This window comes from Bradyrhizobium genosp. SA-3, from assembly GCF_004212635.1.
Classification (GTDB): domain Bacteria; phylum Pseudomonadota; class Alphaproteobacteria; order Rhizobiales; family Xanthobacteraceae; genus Bradyrhizobium.
The window spans coordinates 37,026-46,698 of record NZ_PSRT01000068.1 but is presented as its reverse complement, the minus strand read 5'-3'; the positions used below and the strand labels follow the sequence as shown (position 1 = coordinate 46,698).

The following is a 9,673-nucleotide window of genomic DNA, read 5'->3' as shown; positions in this document are numbered from 1 at the left end:
CGCCGCTCGCCGCGCTGCGGCTTGCCGCGTCCGCCGCGTGAACGTTCGCGGCCGCGCTGCTCGCGCGGACGCTCGGTCCCGTCGGCGACCTCAGCGTGGACTTCGTAGTCGCCCTCGGCGCGCGGAATGGTCTGGCCGATCAGCTTCTCGATCGCCGCCATCGATTTCTGGTCGAGCGGCGTGACGATCGAGATCGCGGTGCCGGTGCGGCCGGCGCGGCCGGTGCGGCCGATGCGGTGAACGTAGTCGTCGGCGTGATGGGGGACGTCGAAATTGAAGACGTGGCTGACCTCGGGAATGTCGAGGCCGCGGGCGGCGACGTCGGAGGCCACCAGCAGCGGCAGCTCGCCCTTGCGGAACTGATCCAGCGCGGCCATGCGGGCCGGCTGGTCCATGTCGCCGTGCAGGGCGCCGACGCTGAAGCCGTGCTTCTGAAGCGATTTGTGAACGATGGCGACTTCACGCTTGCGATTGCAGAAGATGATCGCGTTCTTGAGGTCCTTGGCCTCGCGCAGCAGGCGGCGGAGCAGCTCGCGTTTCTCGTGCGCCTCGCGTCCGGCGGGCACCTGGGCCTGGGTGACGGTCACGGCGGTGGTGGCGGGCCGGGAGACTTCGACCTTCTGCGGATTGTGCAGGAAGGCCTCGGTGATGCGCCGGATCTCCGGCGGCATGGTCGCGGTGAAGAACAGCGTCTGCCGCGTGAACGGGACGAGCTTGCAGATGCGCTCGATGTCGGGGATGAAGCCCATGTCCAGCATGCGGTCGGCCTCGTCGATGACGAGCAGCTCGACGCCGGTGAGCAGGAGGCCGCCGCGCTCGGTATGGTCGAGCAGGCGGCCCGGCGTTGCGATCAGCACGTCGACGCCGCGCATCAGCTTGGCATCCTGGTCGCCGAAGGAGACGCCGCCGATCAGGAGAGCGACGTTAAGTTTCTGGCCGGCGCCGTAACGGTCGAAGTTTTCCTTCACTTGCGCCGCGAGCTCGCGGGTCGGCTCGAGGATCAGCGTGCGCGGCATGCGCGCCCGGGCTCGGCCCTTTTCGAGGATGGTGAGCATCGGCAGCACGAAGGCCGCGGTCTTGCCGGTGCCGGTCTGGGCGATGCCGAGCACGTCCTTGCGTGCGAGGACGTGGGGGATCGCCTGTTCCTGAATGGGGGTGGGGTTGGTGTAACCGGTGGCCGCCACTGCGGCGAGGACTTTTTCGGACAGTCCGAGATTTGAAAAGGACATTGAGCCTCTGGTCGAAACCGCCGTTCGGAATCGAGGGTAATAAGGCTGTCGCGTTCCACCCCGAAACGGCGCGCTCTCAAAGAAGCTGGGGGTGCTGACTCACGCGAACAAAGCGCCAGGCTCGGGAATCGGTCTTCGATCTGAGCCGCGTCGCCCCGGAACATAGGCGGGAATCCGCCAAAGTCAATGGAGCGGGCGCGGGAAGACCCTAAAAAGCCTGAGGTTTTTGCCCAAATAGCGGGCGCGGCTGGGGTTTTCCGCCCAACCCCGGGGGCTTGGCGGAGCCGGCAAACGGCGGCTAATGCCCCTCCCGATCCTGGGCCCGGAAGTCGCCGGGGGCCATGCCATAGGCGGCGTTGAAGACGCGGTAGTAGGTTGCCAGGCTCTCGAAGCCGCAGGAGGTCGCGATGTCGGCGATCAGCCGGTCCGGGGCCTCGCGCATCAGGCGGCGGCTCTGTTTCAGGCGCTCGTCGGTTACGGTCTGCGAGAAACTCTTCTCGGCCGTCTCGAACAGCATGTGCAGGTGGCGCACGGAAATGCCGAGCAAGTCGGCCACCATGGTCGGCGCGAGCTTGGGGTCTTGCAGGTGGCGCGCGATCAGGCGCCGGGCCTGCGAATGGCGGGCGGTCCGCAGCGCGGCCTGTCCGCGGCGGCTGCCGGGCCGCAGGATGCCGCGCTCGATCAGCGCCAGATGGGCGAGTGCCTGGACGAGGGAGGTCGCATCGGCAGCGCCGTCATCCGCCGCGGCCTCGTCGAGATCGGCGAAGCAGGCGCCGAGCAGGGGCGCCAGGGTGGAATCGTCAAAGGTCCGCGGTGCAAGCTCGCGCATGCGCTTGTCCTGGGCCGGGATGCTGCTCACCGGGATCTTCAGGATCCGCAAATGGAAGCCGCCTGCGCCGAGCGGCGCGGTGCGATAGGGCAGGTCGGTATGGCTGGTGGCGAAGCTGCCGTTTGCGATCGTGAAGTCGCTGCCGCGCATGCCGCCGAACCAGCCGCCGCTGCCGAGCTGCTGGTAGACACAGATAGCGTCGCCCGGCGCGGAGGCGATGTCGGATGCACTGCGCTCGACGGCGTAGGGCGCGGCCTTCAGCTCGACGAGGCCGGCGCCGCCAAGCTGGCGCAGCGAGAATTCGCCGAAGAAGTCGGCGCGGCGTTCGCGCGCGAGTTCGGCGGTGACGCCGAACAATCCCTTGGCGCGCACCTCGCGCCAATAGTCGAAGCGGTCGTGCGGCTCGACCTCGTCGGTGCACCAGCGATACACGGCAGCCCCCTTCAACGGAATACCCAAGAAAAAGCAGATTCCGACGGAATCTGCCATAGGGCCGATGATGGAATCGGGGACCAAGGCCCTTGAACCGTCGATATGGCTGGGCCGACTATCACATCAACGGCCGGGTTTGCCATGAACGACCGTTCGAGGGGATCTGCGTGGGGCCGTCTGCAACTGGAAATATTACGATGACGCGTCGGCTTTTCAGAATTCTGGCGGCACTTGGCCTCGCAGCGAGCCTGAGCGGCCTCGCGCTTCCCGCGCATGCCGAGAAGCGCGTCGCGCTCGTCATCGGCAACAACGACTACAGGAACGTGCCGAAGCTGCTCAAGGCGGTCAACGACGCCCGCACCATGGGCGATACGCTGAAGCAGCTCGGCTTCTCCGTGATGCTCGCCGAGAACCAGAACCGGCAGCAATTCTCCGAGACGTTGCTTGCCTTCGACAAGGCGATCGAGCCCGGCGACACCGCGTTCTTCTTCTATGCCGGCCACGGTTTCGAGATCGCCGGCCAGAACTATCTGCTGCCGACCGACGTTCCGGCGGCGACGGAAGGGCAGGAAGAGCTCGTGCGCGACGCCTCCATCCTGGCCGACCGCATCGTCGAGCGCCTTCAGAACAAGAAGGCGCGAACCTCGATCCTGGTGTTCGACGCCTGCCGCAACAATCCGTTCGAGCGCAAAGGAACCCGCGCGGTCGCCGGCGGCGGCGGGCTCGCGCCGATGACGCAGCTGCCGGAAGGCGTGTTCTCGGTGTTTTCGGCAGGTCCGCGCCAGACCGCGCTCGATCGCCTCTCCAACGACGACGCCAATCCCAATTCGGTGTTCACGCGCACCTTCGCCAGGGAGCTACTCAAGCCTGGCGAGAACCTCGTGCAGGTGGCGCAGCGCACCCGCCGCGCCGTCAGTGAGATGGCCGATACCGTGAAGCACAAGCAGGTGCCGGTCTATTTCGACCAGATGGTCGACGACGTCTTCCTCAGCGGCCTCGCCAAGGATGCCGCCGCGCAACCGGACGATCCGCCGCCGCAGAAGCTCGCGGCGCTGCCGCCGGTGTCTGTGCCGCACTTGCCGAAGGAGGAGACCACCAACGCGCCGATCGCGAGCTTCTCGCGGCACAATGGCGGCTGGAGCGTGGTGTTCTCCTTCGCCGACCCGACGCTCGGCATTTCCTGGCGCATGGCCGGCAAGGGCGATTTCCGTGAAACCGGATTCATCGACACCCTCGATCCGCGCACGCGCAAGCGGATGCCGAACCCGTCGATCGAATTGCCGCCGGACGCGCAAGCCGGCACCATCGAGGTCCGCTATGTCGATCAGTCCGGCGACATGCAGGGGCCGTTCCCGATCCGGTTCGATCCCGAGGCCGCGCTGATCCGCGACCAGCGCAAGATCCTCGACATGACCTCGACGAGCTGGCTGTCGTTCCGCGAATTCAACGGGCTCTTGGTCTACTACACGCACCTCGTGTCCTACCGCTGCGCCATTCGCGAAGTGCGCATCGGCATCGACACCGCCGTGCCCAACCAGGTGCTGAAGATGCCGCCTTGCGACATGCGCGACCCCAGCGCAATCAGCGCCGGCATGCCGCTCTACATGAAGCTCGCGCCGAGCACGCAGTCCGTCTCGGTGGAGCTGACCTATCGCGACGGCAGCGTCTCAGAGATCAAGAGCTTTCGCAGCACGAACCGCAGTAACAATTGAGGCCTTCGTCGGCCGCGGCGTGATGAGCAGAAGCGGAACAACTCCTGTTGACCTGGATTGTCTGCCAAACCAGGGAGACGATTCATGATCCGCAGATCCATCTTCGTAACGATCGCTTGCGTTGCACTGTCGACGGCCGCCTTCGCTCAAGGGGGAGGTGGTGCTGGCGGCGGAGGTGCAGGCGCAGGTGCGGGCGCAGGCGCAGCGGCAGGCACAGGTACCGGCGCCAGCGCGGGATCTGCGGCCAGCCCGGGTGCCGGAATGGGCACCTCGTCCAGCAGCGCCAACTCCGGGCCGTCGGCTCCGTCCGGGATGGGGACGCATGGCACCACCACGGGGGCCAACGTCAACACCAACATCGGTCAACCCAGTCCGAACGTTCAAGCTCCAACCGCAAACGCTAAGACGCCGGCAGCAGCGCAAGCCGAGCGAAACTTGGGTGTCGGTCATGCGACCAATGGGTTGCCGATCGGCAGTCCCGGCACAGGGACCAGCAACGAGGACCAGAAATAGTCCGGTCCGATTTCAGCCAAGGCCCGCGCTCTGCGGGCCTTTTTTATTAGGCGCTCGTTTGCTGCTGCGAACCGGCGGCGACAGGCTTTTGCCTGCAAATTGAGACTGCGCTCGGCTTGAATCGCGTTAGTATCGTCCGGCATATCTTGATCGATACTTACATCGCGGATCGCGGCGGCAATGACATCCGACCAACAACCAAACCGGAGCATGAAAGTCCGCTGCTGCATCGTCGGCGGCGGCCCGGCGGGCATGATGCTGGGCTATCTCCTAGGCCGCGCCGGCATCGATGTCGTGGTGCTGGAGAAGCATGCGGATTTCTTCCGCGACTTCCGCGGCGACACCGTGCATCCCTCGACGCTGCAGGTGATGGACGAACTCGGCTTGATCGACGGCTTCCTGAAGCTGCCGCACCAGCGCTTGCAGAAGATGGACGGTCTGTTCGGCGGCACGCCGGTGCGGATCGCCGATCTCAGCCGGCTTCGTACGAAGTACCCCTTCATCGCCTTCATGCCGCAATGGGACTTCCTGAATTTCCTGCGCGAGGCGGGCCGGCGCTTTACCTCGCTCAAGATGATGATGAGCACGGAGGCCGTCGATCTGATCCGCCACGGCGAGACCGTCGCCGGCGTGCGGGCGAAGACGCCCGAGGGCATCATCGACATCGCGGCCGATCTCACCATTGCTTGCGACGGCCGGCATTCGACGGTGCGCGAGCGCGCCGGCCTTAAGGTCGAGGAGATCGCGCGCCGATGGACGTGCTGTGGTTCCGCGCCGGCCGCAGACCCGACGAGACGGAGAGTGTGTTCGCGCGGATCGAGCCCGGCAAGATGATGATCACCTTCGACCGCGGCGATTATTGGCAATGCGCCTATGTCATCGCCAAGGGACAGCATGATGCGGTGAAGGCGAGGGGATTGCAGGCGCTGCTCGATGACGTCGTGCGCATGGCGCCGATCCTGAAGAGCGGGATCGCTGAGGTGAAGAGCTTTGACGACATCAAGCTGCTCACCGTCGCGATCAACCGTCTGACGCGCTGGACATTGCCAGGCCTGCTTCTCATCGGCGATGCCGCGCACGCGATGTCGCCGGTCGGCGGCGTCGGCGTCAATCTCGCCGTGCAGGACGCGGTCGCAACCGCAAACCTGCTAGCCGACAAGATGCAGCACGGTTGTCCATCGGAGAACGCGCTCGATGCGGTGCGACGCCGGCGCGAGTTTCCGGTGAAGATGACGCAGCGAATGCAGGTCATCATGCAGAACAACATCATCAGCGGCGCCTTGCAGCCGGGCGATCGGCCGCTGAAGGTGCCGCTGATCTTGCGCCTCATCACCGCGCTGCCCTGGCTCCAGGGCATTCCGGCGCGCCTGCTGGCGCTCGGCGTTCGGCCCGAGCACGTGCAGTCGAAGGCCGCGCCGACAGCTTAGCGCAAGACATCGCTAGGGATAACGCTGCGTTAAAGCGCGCGCGGCGCGTTGCGCACGTGCAACAGCACAAACGGATTCTCGGGCCACCGCGTGTCGATCTTGTCACGTTAACCGTGTTGATTTCAATTTTAGTAAGAGCCGTCTGTGAGCGTGCGCCCATCAAAGGACACGGGGTGTACCATGCGTAACAAGTTGATTGCCGCCTTCGCCTGCACGACCGCTCTGGTTTCGACCGGCGCTGCTTCCGCCGCCGATCTCGGTGCGCGCTACACGAAGGCGCCCGCCTATGTCGAGCCGCTGTTCAACTGGACCGGTTTCTATGTCGGCGGCCACATCGGTGGCGCATGGACCAACGAGCAGTTCATCAACAGCGGGACCGGCGCGCCGTTCGGCGATCTTTCGCCGGGCGAAGGCTTCCGCCAGCGCAAGTCGGGCATCATGGGCGGCGCCCAGATCGGCTACAACTGGCAGGCCAACAATTACGTGTTCGGCATGGAAGGCACGATCTCCGGCCTCGACAACAAGGGCTCGTTCACCAACACCGTGTTTGGCACCGGCCTCGACGATCAATTCAGCTGGCGCGCCAATGTGCTCGCGACGATCGTCGGCCGTGCGGGCTTCGCCGTGCAGAACAACCTGTTCTACATCAAGGGCGGCTATGCCGGCGTGAACAATCGTCTCTCGGTGGTCGACAACGTCGCCAACCCGTCCACGGGCTCCGGCGGTCAGACCCATTGGCACAACGGCTGGACCCTCGGCGCCGGCTGGGAATACGGCATCACCCGCAACTGGATCGTCGGCCTCGAATACAACTACGCGGCCTTCGGCAGCCAGACCTATCAGCTCGGCGGCACCTCGGGTAACTACACCTTCGATACCAAGCCGCACGACATCCAGTGGGCCGTCGTGCGCGCGAGCTACAAGTTCGACGCGCCGGTCATCGGTCGCTACTGAGCACCTCAACGAACCGTCGATCAGCTAAAAAGAAAATCATCACGAATACTTGGAAAGCCCCGGCCTCGCCGGGGCTTCTTTTTTGCGTGCAAGCTCGGCCTCAGGCCATCACCGAGAAGCCGCCGTCGACGGGGATCGCGGTGCCCGTGACGAAGTTCGAGGCGGGCGAGGCGAGGAATACGGCGATGCCGGCGAAGTCGTCGATGTCGCCCCAACGTCCGGCAGGCGTGCGCGCGAGCACGCGCTCGTGCAGCCCCGAGACTTGCTGCCGCGCGCCGCGGGTGAGGTCGGTGTCGATCCAGCCCGGCAGGATGGCGTTGACCTGGATGTTGTCGGGCGCCCAGGCGTTGGCACAGGCGCGGGTGTACTGCACGATGCCGCCCTTGCTCGCCGCATAGGCGGTCGCGAAGCTTGCGCCGAAGATCGACATCATCGAGCCGATATTGATCACCTTGCCGTTGCCGGACGCCTTCAAGGCCGGATAGGCCAACTTCGAACAGACGAAGGCGCTGGTGAGATTGGTGTCGATCACCTTGTTCCACTCGTCGAGCTCGAGCTCGTGCGGCGGCTTGCGGATGCTCATCCCGGCATTGTTGATGAGGACGTCGATGCGGCCGAGCTCCTTGACGACGCGGTCGATCATGGCTGCGACGGCGGCCTTGTCGGTCACGTCGGTGGTGATCGCGATCGCTTTTACGCCGCGCTGCCTGAGATCGGCCACGGCGGCGGCGGACTTGGTTTCGTTGCGCCCAACCACGGCGATGTCGGCGCCGGCGTCGGCAAGGCCGCGGGCCATGCCGAGCCCGATGCCGCCATTGCCTCCTGTTACGACAGCGACCTTGCCGCGAAGATCGAACCGGCTGGATGTCATGTTTTTATTCCTTGGTTTCTTCTATTGGTTGCTCTGCCAGATCAGCACCAGCCCGAAGCCGGCCATGGCTGCGCCATAGCCAGCCCATTGCAGCTGGTTGACCATGAAGCTCGATCGCGGCCAGGCAAGCGTGCCCGTGCCCTGTCCGATCCAGAGCAGCCCGACGGCAGTCGCAAACAGGCCTGCGATCAGCAGAAATCTGCGCATGCATTCCTCCCTATCGGTCCGCTTCTGTCGCGACACGGCGATTAAGGATCGCCGTCGCCGCGAAAGCTTGAGCGCACACTAACCGTAGCTTCGGTTCGGATACAATGGCCGCGCCGGCACAAGCCGGCGTGCGGAGGAGGAGCTATGCCCCTGGCAAGCACTCGAGCCGAGGCGATCAGGGATGCCGATCGGCGGCGGTCGAGGCGCAGCCTCGTCGATGCATACACCTCGTTGAGGCGTGCGTCGGCCGTTGACAGGCCCACAACGAAAAAGCCCCGGACCATGCCGGGGCTTTGACGTCTGAATATGAGATCAGATCAGTACTTCGCGACGACCGGACCGGTCCAGTTGAAGCGGTAGACCAGCGAGGTGCTGATGGTCTGCACCAAGGGCTTGAAGCTGATGGAGTCGGTAGTCACGACGTTGCCAATGTCGGTGCGGACGGCAACGTCCTTACGATCGTAGTAGGCAGCACGATATTCGGTCTTCATGAACCAGCCCGGCGCCGTGATGCCGAAAATGTTCAGATTGTTCTCGACGCCACCGCCGACGAACCAGCCATTGCGGTTGAACGAGTCGGTGTGGAAGCCCGAAGCCGTCCCGGCGAGATTCGTCAAGCCAGCGCCCGACCAGTGCGATCCGGTGTAACCGCCATTGACGTAGGAGAGAACGTTCGGAGCAACCAGATAGCCGAGGCGAACACCCGCAGCCCAAGCGTCCTGCATCTTGATGCGGCCGGTCAGCGCAGCAAACTCATCGTTGATGCTGCCGCGCAGGCTGCCGAACTGACCATCGGCGAACACGCCAGCCACCCAGGTGCCGGAGAACTGCCAGTCGTAGCCGGCACCGACCGTTCCAAACCAGCCATCGCCGCCAACACGCTGATCGATCGTCACGGGAACGCCAACGAAGTTGGTGTGGGAGTCCGCATCCCAGACGCCGCCGCCGGCGCCACCGAAGATGTAGAAGCCGGTCCAATTGGCGACCGGCGCGGGCATCGGCGCCTTCACGTAGGGACGGGCAGCAAGGTCAGCGGCCGAGGCCGAACCGGTCATTGCCGCAACCGCGGTCAGAGCGAGCAAAGTCTTCTTCATGTCAAAATCCCCAACCTTGGTCTGTCGTAGCCGGCGCGAGCGCGCTGTAAGTTCGTGTGATCTGATACCCGGACTATAGACGTTTCCGGCCGAAATGCTGTTGCTGGGCAGGCACACTCGCCGGAAAACGCCGATCGGCAGAGATCTGCTTTGAGAGGACCATTGCATAAAATAACTACATTCTATCAATAGGTTGTACGTTAGTGGTGTAAACTTGGAGTCTGGCAACCTCTCGTTAACGAAATGGCTTCGTCCGGAATGGAGGCCATCCTGCCTCAGCTTTGGTTCCCGTGAGTCGTTGGCCGAGTCGCAGCGCGAAGGGTGGGAATCAACCGCGTCCTGGCGGACCACCGGCAAGGTCGTCCTCACAAACGAAAGAGCCCCGGCGGTCAAACCGGGGCTCTT

Annotated in this window: 8 protein-coding genes and 1 pseudogene; 3 read left to right on the top strand and 6 right to left on the bottom strand. The window is 64.5% G+C overall.

The window, feature by feature from the left end; genetic code table 11:
• Together CWO91_RS23535 and CWO91_RS23530 are read right to left on the bottom strand one after the other, a co-directional pair.
• Positions 1–1,229 (bottom strand): DEAD/DEAH box helicase (locus tag CWO91_RS23535; protein ID WP_130216704.1); only part of this gene is annotated, 1,229 nt, incomplete at its 3' end.
• Positions 1,230–1,527: 298 nt separating this feature from the next.
• Positions 1,528–2,490, bottom strand: coding sequence for an AraC family transcriptional regulator (locus tag CWO91_RS23530; RefSeq protein WP_130216706.1), 963 nt, complete (start codon positions 2,488–2,490; stop codon positions 1,528–1,530).
• Positions 2,491–2,687: 197 nt separating this feature from the next.
• Between CWO91_RS23530 and CWO91_RS23525 the strand changes: the two genes are divergently transcribed.
• On the top strand, positions 2,688–4,202 hold the full coding sequence (locus tag CWO91_RS23525) for a caspase family protein (RefSeq protein ID WP_130216702.1): 1,515 nt from the start codon (positions 2,688–2,690) through the stop codon (positions 4,200–4,202).
• Between the two features lie 446 nt (positions 4,203–4,648).
• Here the strand turns inward: CWO91_RS23525 and CWO91_RS43165 are convergent, their stop codons facing one another.
• Positions 4,649–4,927 (bottom strand): hypothetical protein, encoded by a 279-nt coding sequence (locus CWO91_RS43165; RefSeq protein ID WP_165405653.1) that lies wholly within the window; start codon positions 4,925–4,927, stop codon positions 4,649–4,651.
• Here CWO91_RS43165 and CWO91_RS23515 point away from each other — a divergent pair.
• A pseudogene (locus CWO91_RS23515) lies at positions 4,896–6,142 on the top strand (FAD-dependent oxidoreductase). The gene CWO91_RS43165 and the pseudogene CWO91_RS23515 overlap by 32 nt on opposite strands.
• Positions 6,143–6,322: 180 nt before the next feature.
• Complete coding sequence (locus CWO91_RS23510) at positions 6,323–7,096, top strand: outer membrane protein (RefSeq protein ID WP_130216698.1); 774 nt, start codon at positions 6,323–6,325, stop codon at positions 7,094–7,096.
• Positions 7,097–7,196: 100 nt separating this feature from the next.
• Here CWO91_RS23510 and CWO91_RS23505 read toward each other — a convergent pair whose 3' ends face one another.
• The 3 genes from CWO91_RS23505 to CWO91_RS23495 form a co-directional block, all read right to left on the bottom strand.
• Positions 7,197–7,967, bottom strand: coding sequence for an SDR family NAD(P)-dependent oxidoreductase (locus CWO91_RS23505; RefSeq protein ID WP_130216696.1), 771 nt, complete (start codon positions 7,965–7,967; stop codon positions 7,197–7,199).
• Between the two features lie 21 nt (positions 7,968–7,988).
• Positions 7,989–8,174: a hypothetical protein gene (locus CWO91_RS23500; RefSeq protein WP_091888160.1), complete on the bottom strand. Its 186-nt coding sequence runs from the start codon at positions 8,172–8,174 to the stop codon at positions 7,989–7,991.
• A 317-nt stretch (positions 8,175–8,491) separates the two neighbouring features.
• Positions 8,492–9,268, bottom strand: coding sequence for an outer membrane protein (locus tag CWO91_RS23495; RefSeq protein ID WP_130216694.1), 777 nt, complete (start codon positions 9,266–9,268; stop codon positions 8,492–8,494).
• Between the last annotated feature and the right edge of the window lie 405 nt (positions 9,269–9,673).

Coding starts and splice junctions, on each gene's coding strand:
- CWO91_RS23505 (WP_130216696.1), bottom strand. CDS start 7,967: ATGACATCCAGCCGGTTCGATCTTCGCGGCAAGGTCGCTGTCGTAACA.
- CWO91_RS23500 (WP_091888160.1), bottom strand. CDS start 8,174: ATGCGCAGATTTCTGCTGATCGCAGGCCTGTTTGCGACTGCCGTCGGG.
- CWO91_RS43165 (WP_165405653.1), bottom strand. CDS start 4,927: ATGCTCCGGTTTGGTTGTTGGTCGGATGTCATTGCCGCCGCGATCCGC.
- CWO91_RS23510 (WP_130216698.1), top strand. CDS start 6,323: ATGCGTAACAAGTTGATTGCCGCCTTCGCCTGCACGACCGCTCTGGTT.
- CWO91_RS23495 (WP_130216694.1), bottom strand. CDS start 9,268: ATGAAGAAGACTTTGCTCGCTCTGACCGCGGTTGCGGCAATGACCGGT.
- CWO91_RS23525 (WP_130216702.1), top strand. CDS start 2,688: ATGACGCGTCGGCTTTTCAGAATTCTGGCGGCACTTGGCCTCGCAGCG.